This is a genomic window from Spirosoma sordidisoli, from assembly GCF_004138325.1.
In the GTDB taxonomy this organism is placed as follows: Bacteria; Bacteroidota; Bacteroidia; order Cytophagales; family Spirosomataceae; genus Spirosoma; species Spirosoma sordidisoli.
In genome coordinates this window covers 975,216-996,141 of the sequence record NZ_SBLB01000001.1, presented here as the reverse complement: position 1 = coordinate 996,141, position 20,926 = coordinate 975,216, and the positions used below count along the sequence as shown (strand labels likewise).

18 protein-coding genes are annotated in these 20,926 nt (G+C 58.1%); 10 read left to right on the top strand and 8 right to left on the bottom strand.

Annotated elements, in window-relative coordinates:
• Positions 1-18: 18 nt before the first annotated feature.
• From EQG79_RS04310 to EQG79_RS04290, 5 genes are all read right to left on the bottom strand, one after another.
• On the bottom strand, positions 19-2,379 hold the full coding sequence (locus EQG79_RS04310) for a TonB-dependent receptor (protein WP_129600188.1): 2,361 nt from the start codon (positions 2,377-2,379) through the stop codon (positions 19-21).
• Positions 2,380-2,447: 68 nt separating this feature from the next.
• Positions 2,448-4,382: an STN domain-containing protein gene (locus EQG79_RS04305; protein WP_129600186.1), complete on the bottom strand. Its 1,935-nt coding sequence runs from the start codon at positions 4,380-4,382 to the stop codon at positions 2,448-2,450.
• Between the two features lie 60 nt (positions 4,383-4,442).
• A complete protein-coding gene (locus tag EQG79_RS04300) occupies positions 4,443-5,480 on the bottom strand; it encodes a FecR family protein (protein ID WP_129600184.1) in 1,038 nt (345 codons plus the stop codon).
• Complete coding sequence (locus EQG79_RS04295; RefSeq protein WP_077919032.1) at positions 5,480-6,061, bottom strand: RNA polymerase sigma-70 factor; 582 nt, start codon at positions 6,059-6,061, stop codon at positions 5,480-5,482. The genes EQG79_RS04300 and EQG79_RS04295 overlap by 1 nt, the downstream gene beginning before the upstream one ends.
• 115 nt (positions 6,062-6,176) lie before the next feature.
• The gene (locus EQG79_RS04290; protein WP_129600180.1) at positions 6,177-6,587 is read right to left on the bottom strand and encodes a helix-turn-helix transcriptional regulator; all 411 of its coding nucleotides are present in this window, start codon (positions 6,585-6,587) and stop codon (positions 6,177-6,179) included.
• A 234-nt stretch (positions 6,588-6,821) separates the two neighbouring features.
• Here EQG79_RS04290 and EQG79_RS04285 point away from each other — a divergent pair, with 234 nt between their 5' ends.
• From EQG79_RS04285 to argB, 8 genes are all read left to right on the top strand, one after another.
• Complete coding sequence (locus EQG79_RS04285; RefSeq protein ID WP_077919030.1) at positions 6,822-7,499, top strand: ClpP family protease; 678 nt, start codon at positions 6,822-6,824, stop codon at positions 7,497-7,499.
• A gap of 383 nt (positions 7,500-7,882) precedes the next feature.
• Positions 7,883-9,115 (top strand): ATP-dependent Clp protease ATP-binding subunit ClpX, encoded by a 1,233-nt coding sequence (gene clpX / locus EQG79_RS04280; protein WP_129600177.1) that lies wholly within the window; start codon positions 7,883-7,885, stop codon positions 9,113-9,115.
• A gap of 164 nt (positions 9,116-9,279) precedes the next feature.
• A complete protein-coding gene (locus EQG79_RS04275) occupies positions 9,280-9,885 on the top strand; it encodes a hypothetical protein (protein ID WP_129600174.1) in 606 nt (201 codons plus the stop codon).
• Between the two features lie 191 nt (positions 9,886-10,076).
• Entirely contained in the window at positions 10,077-10,700 is a 624-nt protein-coding gene (locus tag EQG79_RS04270) for a V-type ATP synthase subunit I domain-containing protein (protein ID WP_129600171.1), read from the top strand.
• Between the two features lie 71 nt (positions 10,701-10,771).
• Complete coding sequence (locus tag EQG79_RS04265) at positions 10,772-11,503, top strand: alpha/beta fold hydrolase (protein WP_129600168.1); 732 nt, start codon at positions 10,772-10,774, stop codon at positions 11,501-11,503.
• A gap of 115 nt (positions 11,504-11,618) precedes the next feature.
• The gene (locus EQG79_RS04260) at positions 11,619-12,758 is read left to right on the top strand and encodes an aspartate aminotransferase family protein (protein WP_129600165.1); all 1,140 of its coding nucleotides are present in this window, start codon (positions 11,619-11,621) and stop codon (positions 12,756-12,758) included.
• A 70-nt stretch (positions 12,759-12,828) separates the two neighbouring features.
• Positions 12,829-13,788: an N-acetylornithine carbamoyltransferase gene (locus EQG79_RS04255; RefSeq protein ID WP_129600162.1), complete on the top strand. Its 960-nt coding sequence runs from the start codon at positions 12,829-12,831 to the stop codon at positions 13,786-13,788.
• 79 nt (positions 13,789-13,867) lie between these two features.
• The gene (gene argB, locus EQG79_RS04250; protein WP_129600159.1) at positions 13,868-14,653 is read left to right on the top strand and encodes an acetylglutamate kinase; all 786 of its coding nucleotides are present in this window, start codon (positions 13,868-13,870) and stop codon (positions 14,651-14,653) included.
• Positions 14,654-14,704: 51 nt separating this feature from the next.
• Here argB and EQG79_RS04245 read toward each other — a convergent pair whose 3' ends face one another.
• On the bottom strand, positions 14,705-15,298 hold the full coding sequence (locus EQG79_RS04245; RefSeq protein WP_077919590.1) for a C40 family peptidase: 594 nt from the start codon (positions 15,296-15,298) through the stop codon (positions 14,705-14,707).
• A 264-nt stretch (positions 15,299-15,562) separates the two neighbouring features.
• A complete protein-coding gene (locus tag EQG79_RS04240) occupies positions 15,563-15,997 on the bottom strand; it encodes a cytochrome B (RefSeq protein WP_077919022.1) in 435 nt (144 codons plus the stop codon).
• Between the two features lie 86 nt (positions 15,998-16,083).
• On the opposite strand from EQG79_RS04240, the gene EQG79_RS04235 reads away from it, so the two are divergent.
• A complete protein-coding gene (locus EQG79_RS04235) occupies positions 16,084-16,386 on the top strand; it encodes a DUF4286 family protein (RefSeq protein ID WP_077919589.1) in 303 nt (100 codons plus the stop codon).
• Positions 16,387-16,487: 101 nt separating this feature from the next.
• Positions 16,488-18,551 carry a sialate O-acetylesterase gene (locus EQG79_RS04230; protein WP_077919021.1) on the top strand — a complete coding sequence of 688 codons (2,064 nt, stop codon included), beginning with the start codon at positions 16,488-16,490 and terminating at the stop codon, positions 18,549-18,551.
• On the opposite strand, the gene EQG79_RS04225 is transcribed toward EQG79_RS04230, so the two are convergent.
• Positions 18,552-20,906, bottom strand: coding sequence for an efflux RND transporter permease subunit (locus EQG79_RS04225; RefSeq protein ID WP_129600156.1), 2,355 nt, complete (start codon positions 20,904-20,906; stop codon positions 18,552-18,554). It abuts the gene before it with no gap.
• Positions 20,907-20,926 lie beyond the last annotated feature (20 nt).

Sequence of the window (20,926 nt, the reverse complement as noted above, 5' to 3'; positions counted from 1 at the left end):
GGACGTGGCCATTCTGTTTTAAAACGCGACGCGGTAGCTCAGCACCGGCAGCAGGCCGTTCTGGTAGCTGGTGCGAATAGTGCCGGTCTGCAAATCGAAGTAGCGCCCGAAGACATTCTGGCGGTTGGTTACGTTCTGCACGTCGAGCGAAAGGGTTCGGGTCGAGCGGGGGCGGTTCTTCTTCCAGCTGAACCGAACATCGGTGCGGAAATAATTGGGCAGCTGAACAGTATAGGCGAGGTCGTCGTAGCGGACCGTTTCGCCCCGTGCCTGCGACGCGGCCAGGTCGACGGGCGTTTCGCGGTAGCCGCCGTAGTAGGTCAGCTTGATATTGAGCCCGATAGTGCCGTTTCGGAACAGGCCCCGGTCGCCGGTTGCTATTTCTTTCCCCGCCAGAAAACTCGTAGCATGACGGCCGTCGAAGCGGCTGTTCCGCCAGACCTGCTCCGATCCCCGATACTCGGACCGGTACAGCGAGGACGATAGCAGGAAGTACACGCCTTTATGCAGAAACTGCTCCAGGGTCAGTTCCAGCCCGTAGTTACGCCCCGTACCGCTGTTGATCAGCCGGTCGGTACTCAGCCCGTCGAGGAAATTGATGATGGAGAACGAGTCGGCCGTGTCGGCGCTGACCGGAATGTTGAACAGCGACTGGTAGTAGGTTTCGGCTTTCAGCCGCAGCTGATCGGTCAGGCGACGGTCGTAGGCCAGTACGAAATGATGCGAGCGGGTGAAGCCAAGCGACCGGTTCGACCGCTGACCAGCCCCCGGCGGGGTAGCAAACAGAACGGCCGGGTTTTGGGTCTGGCTGTGAAGGCCGTAGCCCAGGCTGAGCGACTGCCCCGGCCGGAACGACCAGCGTACCGATCCGCGCGGCTCCAGGGCGTCGGACCTGTTCAGGAAAAGCCGCAGGTAATGCAGGCCGGCGTTGACCGTCAGCTGCTCCGACAGCCGGTAATTCCACTGTCCGAACGCCTGTAGCGTAACCGTAGACTGACCAGGTACCCGTACGGTGGTGACGACCCGTTCCTGATCGGCCGCCCATTCTTCGCGGGCGAGGGTATAGCCGATCTGCGACCCGATCAGACCAGCCCGAATGGTGTGCTGGCTCGTCAGCTTGTAGGTCAAGGTGCTGGAGGCAATGGCTTTGCGGATGGTATACTGTTCCCGGTACCGAAGTTCAGGGCGGTATTGCTCGGTCAGGTAATTGCTCTGATAGCGATTCTGGTAACCCGAACCGGAAAAGACCGTTTTGAGAAACGCCCGCGGGCCGAGGTTGATCGAGTGTGTGAGGCCAACGGCGCCGGTATTGGCCGTAAACCGATCGTCATAGCGTTCGTAGCTGGCCACCCAGGCGGTTGAGTCGCGGACGGCATCGGTGTTCTGGCTGCTGAGGCCGCCAAAGCCGAAGAGGGTAAACGTGCCGGCTTTGGCGGTGGGCAGGTAAACATTGAACGAGAGGTCCTGAAAAGTAGTCACGCCCGTGCCTACGTCCAGTCCCAGCCTGCTCAGCAAGCCCAGTGTCGAGTAGCGGTAGTTGAACAGGTACGACCCTTTGTAGCGCTTGCTGAACGGCCCCTCACTCGATACGTCGATCCCCAGCACCCCCGCCTGAATGGTATGTTCCGGCTTCTGGTTGTTGCCCCGGCGCAGCCGCAGATCGAAAACGCCCGAGAGCGCGTTGCCGTACTCGGCCGGAAACGCACCCGTCATGAAGTCGGAATTGGCCAGCAACTGGGCGCTCAGAATCGAGATGCCCCCCGACGCGGTGCCCACGTTGGCGAAGTGATTGGGGTTCGGAATCTCGACGCCTTCCATCCGCCAGAGCAGCCCGTTGGGGGTGTTGCCCCGGATAACGATGGTGTTGTTGCCATCGCTGGCTCCAACTACCCCGGCGTAGGCCGTGGCCATGCGGGCCGGGTCGTTGACGGCTGCGGCAAACCGCTGCGTCTCTTCGACCGAGAATGTACGGGCCGATACCGTTGCCATTTCGTTCAGCGGCTTATCTTTCTCGACGGTGGGGGTTACCGTTACTTCGGCCAGCTGACCAATGGCTTCTTCAAGAGCCACGGTCAGTACCAGTTCTTTCCCGGCATCGACGACTACGTTGGCCAATAGGGCGTCTTTATAGCCGACAAAGGAAATCCGGAGGGTTTGCCGCCCAACCGGAACGCCCGCCAGCCGGAAGGCCCCGTCGGTGTCGGTGAGGGCGCCCCTGGCTGGTGTAGCCGTCTGGAGAACGACCGTGGCGCCGGGAATGGGGGTTTGCAGGCTCTGGTCGACCACGACCCCGCGCACGGTTTGGGTCAGCGGTTGGGCCATGGTGATGAGGGGTAGAAAGAAGCCGGTCAGTAGCGTCGGCAGGAGCGGGAAGCGCATAGCGTGTGTAACATGTTTGCTGCTATGACCGCTTCCCGCCCGGTAACCCCCACGAGGGGGGGCTTTTTTTAGAGACTGTACCGCAGCCCCACCTGCCAGCCCAGCCAGCCCGACCATTCGTCGCGGGTGTTGTCTGGCGCATCGGGGGTCAGGATAGCCGCCGGGAGCGACTGGTTGCGCAGGGGGTTGAGAAACACGTCGTTCGAGTAGTAGCCGTTGAGCGTTGGCCCTGCCGTAATGCCCAGGCCGGTAGCTATCTGTTTGCTGAGCTGGGGAGAGAGCCGCAGCAGCATGTTCAGGTTCTCGATCCGCTCGTCGGTGCGGTTGAGCTGGTGTACGCTGCCTTCCAGCGCTACGGACCAGCCGCGTCGTTCGGCCGTAGCGGTGCCCAGCCCGTAGCCGTAGCTCCAGAAGCGTCCGCCCGGATTGTACCCGGCCGTGAAGAGGTTATAGAACGAGCGAACCCCCGTCCGGAACGTGGCATTGAGGGGCGTGACCTCGTTGGCCGATGCCTCTATGGCCCGGTACCCATTCGTCTGTACGTAGCTGAAAAAACCGATGGGTGCGCGCTCCGACGAGCGGGCCAGGTTGATGAAACCCACCTGCCGGCCACTGACCACGTCGCGGGCTACGTTCAGAAAACCGCTCACCTGCCAGCCCCGCAGCTGGCCCCGAACCACGTTGGTGAACCCGGCCGCCTGGAAACCACCCGCATCGCCCCCCACCACGTTGGCAAAGCCCGCAGCCTGGAAGCCACTTGTGTTGCCGCCTGCTACATTGGCGAAGCCCGCCAGCTGAGCCCCCTGCACACTGGTCCGGTCGGCGTTGAGGAAGCCAGCCAGCTGAAGGCCCTGCACGTCTTTTCGAACCACATTCAGGAACCCGGCCGCCTGCAGGCCCCGAACTGTGCCACCAACGGTGTTGACAAAACCCGCCAGCTGTACGGGGCCAACCTTGCCCTGGGTTGTATTCATGAATCCCGCGAGCTGAACCCCCTGGGTACTGCCCCCGACGAGGTTCCCGAAACCGGCTGCCTGCACGCCCTGTACGTCTTCGCGGACGAGGTTGAACAAGCCGCCAAACTCGGCCTTCCGTACGCCCAGCGAATACCCGATCAGGATGTTGACCGAATAGTCGTTGATGATACGACCGCCCAGCCCCCGGTTCGTACCGATGCCCGGCAGAAACGCGACCTGCCAGGTGCGGTACAGCGTGTCGCGGTCGAGGTTGATATCGGTCAGGAGTTGTCGGGTCGATAGCGCCCAGCGGCCAATGGTTTGCCGGCTTCGATCCAGAAAGGAAGCGGGCATCGGTACCGCACCCGAATCGGCCGAGGCAAAGACGACGGGCCGCTCCGCCAGGATCGGGCTGGGCCGACTGGCTGAATCGGTCGGTAACGGCCGGGTGTCGAGCGGGCTGACGGCAGCGGGCCGGGGTAGGGGAGTCAGGTAGATATTTTGGGGCTGCGACCGGCGCGACGGAATGGTCAGCGACTGGTTCAGGTAAGCCTGACGTCGTACTTCGAGCCGCACCGCAGGCAGGTCGGCCGGGAGCTTCAGCCGGTAGTAACCGTACTCGTTGGAGAGGGCCGACCGCAGTGAGTTGCGTTCGAAAACGGTTACCGACCCGACCCGTTCGGTGGTTTGCCCGTCAATGACGTAGCCGTCGAGGATAAAGTCTTTGGGCTGTTCGGGTTCGTCGGCGCGGAGCAGAATGACGTGGTTCCCCCGCGACCGGAGCCGAACGGTTCCGCCGAAAAGCTGCCCCAGTACCTCGCGAACGGGCCGGTTAACCACCCGCAGGCTAACGGGGCGGCTCTGGTTCAGGACGACAGGGTTGTATGAAAAGCTGAACTGGCCGGTGCGGCTGATGGTGGTGAGGGCCTGACTGAGTGGTTCGTTGCGCAGGGTAACCGTGATCAGCCGTTCGAGCGGGGGCGTCGGCTGGGCGCGCAGCAGAACCGGGGTGAGAAGCAGAAAAACGAAGATGCGAAGTGAGGTCATAACAAATGCTGGTTTGACCAAAGACCAGTCAGCGGGTTGTTACCCCCATGCCAGGTTACGTTATTGTCCACAGCCAGCGCCGGTAAGCACGCGCGTGTCGCCATCGCGCCGAACGGTTAGCGACAGGGTTTCGGCCACAACCGCCAGTACGGCATCGGCCGATTCACGGTTGAAGTCGGCCGTCAGCCGGCAGTTGCTGAGGGCGGGCGTGTCGAGCCGGATGTCGGTGCCGTAGACATCGTGCAGTAGCCGCACGACCTCGGCCAGCGAGGTGTTGACAAACGACAGTCGCCCGGTCTGGTAGGCCAGCCGGTTGGCGTCGAGTGGTACGGGTCGGCGGATGGTATCGGCAGCCCGCTGGTAGGTAGCCTGCTGATTGGGGGTCAGCACAATGGCCTGCCGAGGAGCCGACAGCTGTACCCGCCCGGTTCGTACCGCCACCTGCACACTATCGCCCAGCGAGCGCACATTGAACGAGGTGCCCAGTACGCGAACCACGGCGTTTCCGGCCCGTACCCGAAACGGATGAGCCGGATCGTGGGTGACATCGAAAAAAGCTTCGCCGGTGAGCGAAATAGTCCGGCTGCTGTCGGCAAACGTGGCCGGGTAGGTCAGCCGGCTGTTGCGGTTGAGCCAGACCGTCGATCCATCGGGCAGGGTAAACTGCCGCGCGGTCGAGGTGGTGGCTACGGAGAGGAGCGCAGCTGGCTGATCGGCGGGGTTGGGGCGGGTATAGCGCCAGACTGATACGCCTGCCAGCACCGCCAGCGCAAGCATGGCTGCTACCCGGCCGTAGCTGCGCCAGGACGTTTGCCGCACAGGCTGGGGCAGCGGGCGACGAGCGGTTTGGGTGACCGGCGAAGCCGGCTGGTGCATGTGGGTACGGACGCGTTGCCAGGCGGCCTCGGTATTGACGGGTTCAGGCTGGGTAAGCTGAGCGGCTGCGGTCCAGATGCGGACAAACCGGTCGTATTCGCGCTGGTTGGCGGGGTTGGTCAACCAGCGACGTACCCGTTCGGCCTCGGTTGCGGAGGCTTCGCCCGCCAGAAACTTACCCAGCAGCGCGTCATCGATCGGTGATTGCGGTTCGGTTGCCATTATGCGCCTGTTCCCCCGGCCAGGAGAAGTAAAAGTGGTAAATAGTCGCTCAATTCAGTACGGAGAATACGCAGTGCTTTGCCAATCTGGTTCTCGACCGTTTTGGTGGCAATGCCCAGCCGGTCGGCAATTTCCCTGTACGACAACTCGTCGAACCGACTCAGTTCAAACGCCCGTCGGCACTGCTCGGGTAGCCGGCCCATGGCCTGCTGGAGCCGGGTACTCAGCTCGTCGGTCAGCAGATGCTGGGTTGGGCTGGGGGGCTGGCTGTACAGTTCGTCGGCGGCCTGCTGGCGGTGACCCGCCTGAACGGACTGCTGGTTGAGCCGGTTGAGGCAGCGGTTATGAACGGCCCGGTACAGATACGCCTTCAGGGAGGTCGTGATCAACAACGTTTCGCGCCGTTCCCAAACGGCCAGAAACACCGCCTGTACCACCTCTTCGGCCTCGTCGATGTCGCCCAGCATGGGGCGGGCGTACCGGCAGAGGGGCGCGTAATACTGACGAAATACGGTCTCGAACACCGCTTCGTTGCCGATGCGGATCTCACCGATTAGGGTTTCGTCCGGGGTTGTCTGCACAAAAGGAGCCGTTGTTGTCAGAAGATGCGGTGTTTTTCGGTGATTTTACGCAATGACCACCGAACGCAGGGATACCCCTACGCACCCATGAAAAAAAATACGGGGGCGTCCCGATCTAAAACCCGATTCGTTCGCGGGGTTGCTGAGCCCCTATGCTTCGAACCAGCTCCAGCGCGATGCGGTCGTCGTATTTGCGTTTCCAGTACTCGGCTTCGAGCCGGAGTTTATCGATTTCGATCTGCTGCTTCTCAACCGTCAGCCGCAGCGTTTCGCGCTCGTGTTCCGCATCCTCGTCGGGCGTGTCGACAACCTGAGCCATCAGCGCATCGTCGGACAGCAGGGCCACGGGCGACAGCTCCAGGACCGACGCGATCTGGGTCAGGCGGGTGAGGGTCAGTTCGGTTTTGCCGCGTTCAATATCGCCATAGGCCGTTGTTGACAGACTGAGGAGGTCGGCCATGTTTTCCTGCGAAAGTCCGCGCTGGAGCCTATGCAGCCGTATTTTTTCTTCGACAGAGGTCTTCATCTCAAGTGATACCGATAAAATCTAAACAGAGACCGACAGGGTATTTCGGTTGCATAACGCAATTTTGCATCGTTCGGTGCAAGTTTATGAAGCACAGCGACACAATGGACACGGACGGGCATTAAGTTTAGTGAAGAACGCTATAATCTTTGTGTAGTCCGTCTATGTGTGGTTAATTAGCCCGAAACTAACACCCGCTTATCATCGTTTTATACTAAAGCGTAAATCCAGGATATGAATTTTCAGAACGAATTCCGCAAGTACGCCGTACACCATATGGGGCTGAATGGCCTGACCGTTGACGGCTACATGAACCACACGATTGAGAACATGACCCGGTCTGTCATCGAAGAGCGTCCGATGAACTTCCGCGAAGTCGACGTGTTTTCGCGCCTGATGGCCGACCGGATCATTTTTATGGGTCTGCCCGTCGATGACAATATTGCCAACATCATTGTGGCCCAGTTGCTTTTCCTGGAGTCGGCCGATCCCAAGAAAGACATTCTGATGTACCTCAACAGCCCCGGCGGCTCGGTCTATGCCGGTCTGGGTATCTATGACACCATGCAGTACGTACGGCCCGACGTGGCTACCGTCTGCACGAGCCTGGCTGCGTCGATGGGCGCGGTACTGCTGGCCGGTGGCGCAGCGGGCAAACGGACCGCGCTGCCCCACGCCCGCATCATGATTCACCAGCCGTCGGGTGGCGCGCAGGGTCAGTCGGTCGATATTGAGATTACGGCCCGCGAGATCGTTAAACTCCGCGAAGAGCTGTACGAGATTCTGGCCCACCACTCGGGTAAGACCGTTGAGCAGATCGAAAAGGATTCGGACCGCGACAAATGGATGCGCGCCGAAGAAGCCAAAGAATACGGCCTGATCGACGAAGTACTGCGTCGGGAGAAGGCATAGTTACACCACTGCGAATCAGATTGGGGCAGCTGAACAGTCAACCTGTTCGGTTGCCCCTGTCTGTTAATACCGGGGCTACGTATTGACCGGTTTGTCCGGTGATTAAATAGGTATTATAGGCCATTTGGTGCGTTTTTCAGGCAATTCGGGCACCGGTCAATAAATTTGCAGACTACTGCCGACCCCGGTGCGTCCGGGTCGTTTTTTTTATCGAACTTGAGGTAACAAAGACACGCTACGAACCGTTACACAAACCCGGACAAGGCCGAACTGAGTCCCGATTGGGCAGCCAGACAGGCTGCTGAACATAGTCGGGTAATGAGCCACAACAGAGCGGCTCGGCCTTCGTTCGTACAAACCAGCTTAATACACTGCAAACGTTCATGCCACAAATCAGTTGCTCGTTCTGCGGACGACGCAAAAACGAGGTGATGTTGCTGCTCTCGGGAATCGACGCGCACATCTGCAATTACTGCATCGAGCAGGGGCACCAGGTGGTGCTGGAAGAAATGCGCCCGCAACGGAGTGAACCGGCCGAAATCAAGATCAACCTGATCAAGCCCGTCGATATGAAGCGTCACCTGGACCAGTATATTATCGGTCAGGACGAAGCCAAGAAATCCATTACCGTAGCGGTCTATAACCACTATAAGCGGTTGATGCAACCCAAAACCAACGACGATGTTACGATCGAGAAGTCGAACATCATCATGGTGGGCGAAACCGGTACGGGCAAGACCTACCTGGCCCGGTCCATTGCCAAAATTCTGGAAGTGCCGTTCTGCATTGCCGATGCAACGGTCATCACCGAAGCCGGTTACGTGGGTGAGGATGTCGAAACCATTCTGACGCGCCTGCTGCAGGCCGCCGATTATAACGTGGAAGCTGCCGAACGAGGCATCGTCTACATCGACGAGATCGACAAAATTGCACGCAAGTCCGACAATCCCAGCATTACCCGCGATGTCAGTGGCGAAGGGGTACAGCAGGCGCTGCTGAAGCTGCTCGAAGGATCAGTCGTCAACGTGCCGCCCCAGGGTGGTCGTAAACATCCGGACCAGCGCCTGATTGCGCTCAACACCGAGAACATTCTGTTTATCTGCGGGGGCGCTTTCGACGGGATCGAGCGCCACATTACAAAGCGGATCAACACCCGACCCATCGGCTTCTCGGGCGATCGGCGGCTGAACGAAACTTTCGAGCGCGGGCATCTGATGCGGTATATCTCGGCCCTCGATCTGAAATCGTTCGGACTGATTCCGGAACTGATCGGCCGGTTGCCGGTGCTGACTCACCTGGAACCCCTCGACCGAACCGCGCTGAAGCAGATTCTGACCGAGCCCAAAAACGCCATCACGAAGCAGTATGACAAGCTGTTCCAGATGGAAGGGGTGACCCTGCACTGGGATCATAGCGCGCTCGACTATATCGTCGACCAGGCGTTGCAGTACGGCCTCGGGGCCCGGGGTCTGCGGTCCATCTGTGAGTCGATCATTACCGACGCCATGTTCGAGATTCCGTCGCAGACAGGCATAAAAGAGCTGACCGTCAGCCTCGAATACGCCCGCGAAAAATTCGGCAAGACCGCCCATCAGGAATTACGCTCCGTAGCCTGATCGACGCGGCTTGCCGCCAACAAAAAAACCCGACATCGGACTGATGTCGGGGTTTTTTGTTGGCCAGTTGATCGAATAGTTTTCCGAACTCTCAACAATTGACGGTAGCGCCGGTTTACCCCCTGATAAACAAATCCGTTTGATCATTAAACCAACGTTACACCATGAACACGCTTACACAACGTCTGCTGGTCGGCCTCATGCTGACCATTTTCTTTGCCTCCTGCAGCCGCCCGGTAGCTTACTTCCAGAAAAGCCCCCGCGAGTCGTTTGCGAAAACACCCGCTGTTCAGGCTCCCGTAGCGGATGCATCGACCCCGGTTAGTGGTGTAAACGAGTCTGTTGTGGTCGCCACACCCGCCCAGCCGATTGCTCAGGCCAATGCCGCACTGGATCAGATGGACGCGATGGTGCGCAACGACGCCAAACTGGCCACCGATAAAACCGTACAGAAACGCCTGAACAAGGTGCGGACCATGCTGACCTCGGCTGCTCAGAAAAGCACGCTGACACCCGCTGCGACTACGGCCCCCCAGAAAAAAGCCGGGCTCGTTGAACGGCTGATGATCAAGAAGCTGAACAAGAAAATTAACCGCCAGCTGGCCCCCAGTAACCCCGAAAAAGCGATGGCCAACACGGGCATCCTGGCGGCTGGTGCCGTAGCGGTGATTATCGGTCTGCTCATTCTGCTGCTGGGCGGTTCGGGTACACTGGGCGTTATTCTGCTCCTGGCCGGTGCTATCGTATTGCTAGTTGGCCTGTTAGCCTAGCGACTAGTTACGGCTGCTTCATATGAAATTTTCGGCAGAAGCTACTGCGCTCATTATCCGGCAATTTCATATGAAGCGCTCCTTCATTCGCTCAGTTTTATGCAAAATTGCCCAGTCGGCAGCAACAAACATTATAGATAAAAGTTGTTTTGTTTGACAAGTCGTTTTATGTATTTTAATCTGTTTTTTCAATGAACACATTTTCCCGGAATCTTTTTGCCGCCCTGATGGGTGCTGCCATTCTCTCCTCCTGCAGCCGTCCGGTTGCTTATTTCCAGCCAAGCCAGCGCGAGCAGTATAAATCGCCCCAGCCCCAGACGGTAGCGGTTGTTACCCCGGCCGAGGTGGCTCAGCCGGCGGTAATTGCTGAAACACCCGCTGCCGAAGTAGCGCCCGTGGCGGCTCCCGCACCGGCCGAGCAAACAGCCCAGGTCCGGCAGGTGATGAGCCAGGTAGAAGCCTATGTTCGCAACGACAGCAAACTGGCTTCGAACAAGAAACTGGCCAAACACATAGAGCGCGCTAACCAGCTGCTGGCGACATCCAACACCAAAACGGCTGTAGCTACTACGGCCGGAGCGACGAAGAAAATGTCGCTGATGGAGCGGACGATGCTGAAGAAAATGGATAAGAAGATCAAAAATCACGTAGCTCCCGACGATTCGAAGGCGCTGAACCGCAACACCCGCAATGGTATCATCATCGGGGCCATCGGTCTGCTGCTGTCGCTGATCTTCGGCGGAGTAATCGGCGTAATTGGTCTGATCCTGCTTATCGTAGGTATCGTACTGATCCTGCTGGGTGTACTTGAATAGTAAGTCATACAAGAACTATTACTGAAACCTAAAAGACCGTATGGATCGGTCTTTTAGGTTTTTTTGCTGCTATGAACCAACAACCGCTTATCTGTCTTATCCACGGCCATGGCGTCGACGCTACCATCTGGCAGCGGGTCGATGCCGATCTGTCGGCCGAGTATCCGGTCGTCGTGCCGGACGTGGCGCACGTGGCCACCCACCGCAGTATCGATGAATACGCCGGGCTGATCAGCAAACATCTGGCGGCCGAAGCCGGTGCTGATGGGCAAGTCGTACTGGTTGGCCACTCGATGGGGGGCTATATCGCGCTGGCGTTTGCCGAGCGATATCCGGACCGGGTCAAGGGTCTGGTACTGTTCCACTCTACCGCCTATGCCGACGATGACGCCAAGAAAGAACAGCGCCAGCAAACCATCGGGAAACTCAATACGGCCGGAGCCGAACCGTTTATCGAGTCGACCCTGCCTAAAATGGTAGCCCCCGGTTACCCCGCCGATCAGCTGAAACCGTATATCGACCGGTATCGCACGCTACCCGCCGATGCGCTGGCGGCCGGCATGGAGGCCATCATGGGGCGCCCTGACCGGACCAGCGTACTGCGAACCGCTTCGTTTCCGGTATTGCTGATACTCGGTAAACAGGACCAGCTGATTGCCTACGACAAAACCGCTACTCTGGCCGGGCTGTCGGATCAGATTAAGCTGGTTACGCTCGACCAGTCCGGTCACCTGGGTATGATCGAAGAACCCGAAGCCGCCGTACAGGCACTCCGGATATTCATTGACGGGCTGCCTGCCTGAAGTCCGGCGTTCCGGAAACACAAAAAGGAGGCTCGACGGCTTCCTTTTTGTGTTTCCGAACCCCATTTCGCCCGATTATCCGTAAACTTGCACCCACGGATTATTGATCGGACCAATGGCTGACTTGTTTAACGTTTACCCCCTCTACGACATCGAACCCGTTCGGGCGGAGGGCAGCTACCTCTGGGATGCCCACGGCACCCGTTATCTGGACCTGTACGGCGGCCACGCCGTTATCTCGGTAGGGCATACGCACCCCCGGTACGTACAGGCGCTGACCGACCAGCTGCACCGGATCTCGTTTTATTCGAACTCGGTAAAGATTCCGCTGCAGCAGGAGCTGGCCGATAAACTGGGCGATTTGTCGGGCCATCCGGATTACGCCCTGTTTCTGTGTAATTCCGGGGCCGAAGCCAACGAGAATGCGCTGAAGCTGGCGTCGTTTCATACGGGCCGCACCCAGGTGGTGGCGTTTACGAAAGCGTTCCATGGTCGTACGGCCGGCGCCGTTGCCGCTACCGACAACCCGGCCATCGTGGCGCCCGTCAACTACAACCAGCACGTTCGGTTCCTGCCCTATAATGACGTAGCGGCTGCGGTTGCCGCCATTACCAGCGAGACCTGTGCGGTTATTATCGAAGGCATTCAGGGCGTTGGCGGTATCCACGTAGCCACTGATGAGTTTCTGCAAACGCTGCGCCGTCGGTGCGACGAAACGGGGGCTATACTTATCCTGGACGGGGTTCAGTGCGGATATGGCCGGTCGGGGCGGTTCTTTTCGCACCAGTTCAGCGGTATCGAGGCCGATATCATCTCGATGGCCAAAGGAATGGGCAATGGGTTCCCGATTGGGGGTATCCTGATCTCGCCAAAGTTCCACGCCAGCTACGGGCTGCTCGGTACGACGTTTGGCGGGAACCACCTGGCTTGTACGGCCGCTATTGCCGTCCTCGACATCATGCGCGACGAAGGACTGATCGACAACGCCGTTCGTATGGGCGATTATCTCATGAACGGTATCCGGCAGATTGGTGGCTATAAAGAACTGCGTGGCCGCGGGCTGATGATCGGCATCGAATACGACTACCCAGTCGATGCCCTTCGGAAAGCGCTGCTCTTTGGACACAAGCAGTTTACGGGCGTAGCCGGTAAGAACACCATCCGGCTGCTGCCCTCGCTGGCCATCGGTACCGACGAAGCCGATCTGTTCCTGGATGCCCTGCAGCAGGAGGTGAAGCAGACTGTTTCCTTATAATCTTGTTTTTAGTCCGGCCGGGCTCGCTGCCAGCCGATGCCGATTTGCGCGCTCCGCGTTTCCCTACACTATGACCAACTTTCTTTCTCTCGCTGACGTAACCGACCTCGACGCGCTCATTCAGTCCGGCCGGGATGCCAAAGCCAACCCGTTTGCCGATCAGCTACTGGGTAAGAACAAAACCATCGGGCTGATCTTTTTCAACTCCAGCCTGCGCACGCGGCTCAGCACCCAGAAAGCCGCCCAGAACCTGGGTCTGAACGTTATGATCATGAACGTCGGGCAGGACTCCTGGGGACTGGAGATGGAAGAAGGGGTGCTGATGAACGGCGATAAAGCAGAGCACGTTCGCGAAGCGGCTGCCGTAATTGGCCGGTATTGCGATATCATCGGCATCAGAGCCTTTGCCGAACTGAAAGACCGCGACAGCGACTACCGCGAGCAGGTTATGCAGCAGTTTGCCCGCTACGCCCGGGTGCCGATCGTGAACCTGGAGTCTGCCACGCGGCATCCGCTGCAGTCGCTGGCCGACTGCATCACGATCGAAGAAGCGAAGACCGTGGCCCGTCCCAAAGTGGTACTGACCTGGCTCCCTCATTTCAAGCCGCTGCCCCAGGCCGTAGCCAACTCGTTCAGTGAGTGGATGAACGCCCGGGCTGCGTCGGGTCATGTCGAGTTCGTTATTACCCATCCCCAAGGGTATGAGCTGGCCCCCGAGTTTGCGGGTAACGCCCGGGTCATTTACGACCGCGACGAAGCCTTTGCCGGAGCCGATTTCATCTACGGAAAAAACTGGTCATCCTATACTAACTACGGGCAGGTGCTGACCCACGATCCGTCCTGGGCCGTTACGATGGACGATATGGTTCGCACCAACGCGGGGAAGTTCATGCACTGCCTGCCCGTTCGGCGTAACCTGAAAGTGGCCGATGCCGTGCTGGATGGGCCGCAGTCGCTGGTGATCGAACAGGCGGCTAACCGGGAGTGGTCGGCCCAGGCGGTACTGAAAGAAATTCTTAAAACCTATTGATCACAGCCGGTAGGGCGGGGGTACTTTACGCAGCTTAGCTGCGTAGAGCCTGCCCGAACCGGCTGTATGCTAGTCTGGCATGAATAACCTGACCGTAGTAAAAATTGGCGGTAACGTCATCGATAATCCCGACGCCCTGCTGCGTTTTCTGACCGCCTTCGCCGGGTTGCCCGGCTCCAGGCTGCTGGTACACGGTGGCGGTAAAATAGCTACCCAGGTTGCCGAGAAGCTGGGCGTTCAGACCACCATGGTAGAAGGCCGGCGCATTACCGACCAGCCTATGCTGGACGTTGTTACGATGGTATACGGTGGTTTGGTCAACAAACAGATCGTGGCAAAGCTTCAGACGCTGGACTGCAACGCCATTGGTCTCACCGGCGCCGATGCCCGAATCGTACTGGCGCACAAGCGGCCGGTCGGGGCCATTGATTACGGCTTTGTAGGCGATCTGGATGAAGTCAATGCCGGGCAGATTCAGTTCTTCCTGCGCCAGAGCCTGACCCCGGTTATTGCGCCCATCAGCTACGACAACCAGGGCGGTCTGCTGAACACTAATGCCGACACCATGGCCTCGGCCATTGCGGTCGATCTGGCCCGGCACGATACCGTAACGCTGGTCTATTGTTTCGAGAAGCGGGGCGTACTGGCCGATCCTGCCAACGACGATAGTGTTATTCCGGCGCTAAACCCGACCTCTTACGCGGATTACAAAGCCGCCGGGGCTATCAATAAAGGCATGATTCCCAAGCTGGACAATGCGTTTCGGGCGCTGGATAACGGCGTAGCCCGGGTGGTGATCTGCCATGCCGACGAGCTGGGGGCTGCCGTAACGGGTGGTGGGGCTGGCACGACCCTAAACAAATAAAGCGGCCCTTGAGCCGCTTTATTTTTATAATCAGATAAAGCAGTTACAGTGCTATTTCTCGGCCAGTAGGGTAACAACCCGCCGAACGCCCATGAACCGACGCTGGTAATAATCGGCGTGCAGGTAGTCATACCGGACGCCCCCGTTCCAGGCCGAGTGGATGAATTTGATACGGTCTCCGATCACTTCCGTAATCAGACCAACGTGACCAATGCGGTTGCCCCCTGAACTGTGTCCTTTAAAGAGAATAAGGTCGCCGGGTTGCGCGTCGGATTTGTCGACGGCATGACCAACGTTACCCTGGGCAGCGCTGGAATGAGGCAGGCTGAGTCCGAAGTGGCTAAAACAAAAGCGGGTAAAACCCGAACAGTCAAACCCGCGTGTGCTGGTGCCGCCAGACCGGTACCGAATGGAAAGATGCTTTTTAGCGAAGCCGATAACCTCGTTGACGAGCGGAATCTGTTCGTAAAACGATGGAGCGGTTAAGTGAACGGTGGGCTTAGTAGAAGTGACGGTGGGTACAGGGTAAGCTACGGTGGAAATGTCAGGTACGGTGGGTGAATGTGGAGTGACGGTGGGTACGTTTTGTGCCTGAACGATGCTAAACGAGACAGAACATGCTACTGCCAGGAGCATTTTTATCATCATGATCAAAGGTTAGGTACAAATTACTTGATATAAAAGTAGGCAGTTGTGGAATAAATGCCAAATAATTGAGGAAAGATTTCCACACAACTTTTGGCACATACGTAATGCCATAATTTGTAACTAACTGATAGTTAGATGATATAGCTGGGTAGTCGTAGTGTGAAAGAAAGTATATTTAATACAATTTTAATAATATATCTATAGAAATAATAGAATAAACCCGTCTCCAGCGATGATTCTAGCCGAAGACGGGTTTGTTTTTTAGAACCAGCCGGCGCCCGGAATACGGAACGGCCAGGGAATAGAAGCCAGAATGAGCAGTAGACCAAGACCGTAGAAGATGCCAACCAGCCGCTGCTTCGTGGTGGGGTCAGTTGCCCGTTTTGAGCGGGAGTAACCGATCGTGATCAGCACAATGGCGATCAGCATACCCGTCGTGTGCTCAACGGTATAGAATCGATACAGTTTGTCACTCAGCATACTAAAGTTTACCAACGGGCTAATGAAGTAAAGCACCAGTCCGATAAGCAGCTGGGTATGAACCGCAATCAGCGTAAATAAATACAGTTTGCGGTTACCATCGGTATAGCCGCTGCGACCCTGCCACTTGCCAATGGCAACAGCCACGGCAGCCAGCAGCAGGATGAGCGCAATCCAGCGGAGGCCTGAGTGGGCGTGTACTAATCCGGGATACATAAAAAGTAGGTTTGATGAATCGATTTGTTTCGGCAAAGAAACAACCAAATGGTCAACTTACACTGACCCGCCTGCGTTGAATGGGTATGATTCTTTATAACACAACCTATAGCGTGGCCCAGGAAGTGGCCACCGACTGGCTGCGCTGGATCAAAGCGTTCTATCTGCCAGCCGTTAAAGCAACGGGGCTTACGGTCGATCATCGCCTGCTTCGCCTGCTGACGGAGCTTGACAACGGGGGCGTTACCTATTCCCTACAGCTTAACTTCAACAGCCGGACCGAGTACGAAGCCTATCTGGCCCAACACGCTGAAACCATGCAGCAACGCATTCAGCATCGGTTCGGAGGGCAGTTTGTATCATTTGATACGTTACTGGAAGACAGTTAAGAGAAATAAATAGTTGATAAATAGACCATATAGTAAATAGTGTCTTATAGAGTTGTCTTCCGTCAGATAGAAGCAAATTTTTGTGTCTATTCTGATGAATTATGCCGCTCTATAAGTCCCATGTGATGCTCGGCAAGCGGGTTGGTCTGTCTGGAGTACTTCTGTTAATTGTGTTTGTCTGTAACGCGCAGCTGACAATTACCTTCCCGACGGCCCGGTTGGTGTTTCAGCGCGGCAACAATAACCAGACAACCCTGTCGATCCTGGGGCTTTGTCCGGCGCTGACGGATCAGGTAGAAGCTCGTCTGACGGAGATGAATCCGGGACAGGGGCAGGCTACCGGTTGGGTTCTGCTCGACGCAGCGCCCGCCCAGGGCCATTTTGGGGGTCGGCTGACGGTTAGCGGGGGCTGGTACCGGGTCGAGGTGCGGGCCTGGCGCAGCGGGTTGGTTACGGACGTGGCGGAGGTAAAGCCGGTGGGCGTGGGCGAGGTGTTTGTCGTTGCGGGCCAGTCGAACGGGCAGGGGATCCGGAACCGGGATGCCGTTAACCCGGCCGATGAGCGGGTGGTTGGCAGTCCGCACTTTAACCTGAACGATACCATCCGGCTGCCGATTCCGTTTACCGGAGCGCCCCTGTCGGCTACGGGTACCGTCGGTCCGCGTGGTCAGACGGCCTGGAACTGGGGTCGGCTGGGCGATCTGCTGGCGGCCCGGCTGAACGTGCCGATCCTGTTCTACAATACGGCCTGGTCCGGTACGGCCGTCCGCAACTGGCGCGAAAGCATTACCGTCGATAGTACCGCTACGTCGGGGGGCGATTATTTTCGGCCGGGCATGCCCTACGGCAATCTGAAGCGCGTCGTACAGGACTATGCGCCCCTGACGGGCTTGCGGGCCGTACTCTGGCACCAGGGCGAATCGGAGTTTTACGATACCGACCCGTCGGCTTCCCGGTATGCGGCTGATCTGCAAACGGTCATCGCGCAGTGTCGGGCCGATGCCGGGTTTACCCTGCCCTGGGTAGTAGCGCGGGCGTCGATGGATAACAATCTGTACCTGAATTACCATCTGACGCAGTACGCGCCGGTTATCAACGCCCAGAATCAGGTTATCCAGCAGGTCAGCGGGGTGTATCCCGGCCCGAATACCGACGGCATTCAGATGCCCCGTACCGATGGAGTTCATTTATCCGGCGATGGGCTGCGGCAGGTGGGCGATGCCTGGAACGGCTCGCTGACCGATGCGTTCTTTCAGAACACCCAGCCCCGTCTGCCTTCGGCCATAACGAGTACGGACCTGAGTCTACGCATGTATACCGACCAAACCAGCCCGGCCCTGAACACACCGGTTCGGGTTAGCCTGATGGTCGATAACACGGGGCCACGTACCGCCACGAGCGTCTGGTTGCGGTGTAATCTGCCCCCGGCGCTAGCCTTTATACAGGGGGGAGAGGTGACCCATAAACGGGGGCTGATTCTGATCAAACTGCCGGAAGTACAGCCGTCGGTGCCGCGTTCGGTAACCTTCCTGGTTCAGCCCACGCAGGAAGGGGTTTACCAGCTGGCGGCCGAAATTGTCAGGGCCGATCAGCTGGACGTCGATTCGCAGCCTAATACGAGCATTGGCGATGGTCAGGATGATCTGGCGCAGGTCACGTTTCGAACCCGGGGATCGGCCGGGCAGGTATACAGCGTTCCCGTTTCGGTCAATGCCGACCCGTTGCCTGCCGTTGCTTCGAACCAGCCCGTCCCGGACCCCAACACGGCCGACCTGAGCCTGCAACTGATAACCAGCCGGCTTTCTGTACGAACCGGGGGACTGCTATCGATTAGTCTGGTCGTCACCAACCGGGGCGGCCGTTCGTCGGGGAGCGTTCGGGTGGGGTGTGCGTTACCGGCCGCCCTGTCGTTTCTGGATGGCCCCGGCATGACGGCGGTGAGCGGACTGGTCAGCGGCACCATCAGCGATCTGGCGGCTGGCCGGTCAGCCACACTCTCATTCAGAGTCACGGTCTCAACCCCGCTGGGCCGGGCCCGACTGAACGCAGAGATACAGACCGCAGCCGTCACCGACCCCGATTCCAGACCGGGAAACGGCTATACCAACGGCGAAGACGATACTGCCCAACTGGATCTGTCAATTCATCCGCCAACGCTTCCCTGACTACGACTGGCTCGGCACAGTGGCTTTCCGGCGCTTGTCGACCGTTAGCAGAAAGGCCGGCAGCAGAATCAGATTGGAAGCCATACCCATCAGCAGGGTGATGGACACCAGAATGCCGAGCGCAATGGTTCCCTGAAAGGTCGATGCCGTAAAGATGGCGAAGCCCGCAAACAGGATAATGGCCGTGTAGAACATGCTCAGGCCGGTATACCGAATGGTTTCCGATACGGCCTGCGTCAGCGAGTGTTTCCCATTCCGAAGCTCGTCGCGGTATTTGGTGATGAAATAGATGGTGCCGTCGGAAGATATGCCGAAGGCAATGCTGAAGATCAGAATGGTCGAGGGTTTGAGGTGGATGTCGAAGAAGCCCATGATCCCGGCCGTAACGATGAGGGGGACCACACTGGGCAGAATGGCGATCAGGCTCAGCCGGATATCGCGCAGGAGAATAATCAGGATGACCGAAACCAGCAGAATGGCTAGCATGGTGCTTTCGGCCAGGTTTTTCAGCAGGTAATCGTTGCCGCGGGTAAAAACCACGCTGTTGCCGGTGATGCTGACGTCATACTGCTCATCGGCAGCTACGCGCTGGCCCGTTTCGCGGTCTATATTAAAAATCGAATCCACTTTCGGCTGGAGCCGGCTCAGTAGCTCGGTGGTACGGACAGTTCCCACATCGGGCATCTGGAAACTAACGCGCGTATACCGGCGGGTGCTGTCCAGGTAGCCTTTGAAGCGACTTTCTGACCCCTTCAGCTGGGGCGCATAACTGGCCAGCTGTCCCAGTTCGAGCGCGCCGGGCAGCGCATAATACTTGGGGTCGCCCCCGCGGTAGGCCTGGTAAAAAAACTTGACCGCTTCGGCCAGCGACAGCGGGCGCGTAAACTCACTGTACTGGCTGAACTCGCGCTCGAGCAGGCGGATTTTGCTCAGCGTCTGGGGGGTCAGTACCCGGCCGGGCCGTTTGGTGTCGATACTCACCTCGAACGGCATAACCCCTTTAAACCGACTCTCGATCCATTTAAGATCCGCGTAGATGGGATCGTTGGCCGGCAGGTCATCAACCACGTACCCAATGGCATTGATCCGCAGGGCAAAAAATATCGATACCGCCGTTACAACCGCAATGAAGCCATAGATAGCCGTACGACGCGTGCGGACCAGCTGATCGACCCAGCCGAGAAAACTCGTGACCCGACGCCGGTCGAGGTGGCCGCGCTGTTTAGGCGAAGGGGCCGGCAGGTAGCTGAAAATAATCGGAATCAGAATCAGTGATACGGCATAGGTCGTCATGATACCAAAGGCCGCTACCAGCCCGAACTGCAGCAGCAGCGGACTGGCCGTGAAGTAGAAAACGAAGAAGCCGATACTCGTGGTTACGTTGGCGAAAAAAGTCGTTTCGCCTACCTTTTCGATGGCAATCCGGAGCGCGTCGTCTTTCTGGTGCCGTCGGTTCAGCTCTTCGTGGTAGCGGTTGAGCAGGAAAATAACGTTCGGAATCCCGATCACGATGATGAGCGGGGGCAGCAGACCCGTTAGGATCGTAATGTCGTAGCCGAAGAGAACAATGTAGCCGGTTACCCAGACCACCCCGATGCCTACCACCAGCGCAGCCGCGATCATGACCGTCAGCGACCGGAAAAAATAAACCAGAATTAGCGCCGTAACCACAAATGCCAGTACCATGAAGAGGGTAAGCTCCTGGCTGACCTTAGCCGAAAACTCGGTCCGGATGTAGGGCATGCCCGACTTGTGAACTGTCAGCCTGTGCTGCGTTCCGAAGGAGTCGGCCATGGCCGCAACCCGCCGAACGGTGGCGATACGGCTTTTGGTGTTGATCAGCTTCTGATCGAAGGTAACGGCCATGAGGTGAGCCCGGCCGCTGCTGTCCTGCACCAGCCCGCGGTAAAACGGCAGCCGGGCAATCCGGTCGCGGAGGCTGTCGACCGACGACTGGGCAGAGAGGGGGCGGGGTACCAGCGGCACAATCCGGAATTTTCGGGCCGTGTCGTCGCGGACAATGTCGTAGAGGTTGGCGTTGGCGACTACGTCCCGAATGCCTTCGATGGCGTTGATGCGCTGGCTAAGGGCGTACCAGTCGTTGAAGAAATCGAGCTGGTACATACTGTCCGACTCGATGCCCAGTACCATGACGCTGCCATCCTGGCCAAAGCGGCTTTTAAACGTTTCGTACCGCTTGTATTCGGTATCGGAAACGGGCAGGATTTTGGCGAGTTCGTAGGATAACTTAACGTGACTGGCCTGGTAGCCCATGAAGGCCGTGCCAATCAGAACAACGGCTACCAGGGCCAGCCGATGGCGAAGAATAAAGGAGGAGATACGGTGCCAGACCATTCAACTGTATGGCGTTTGGG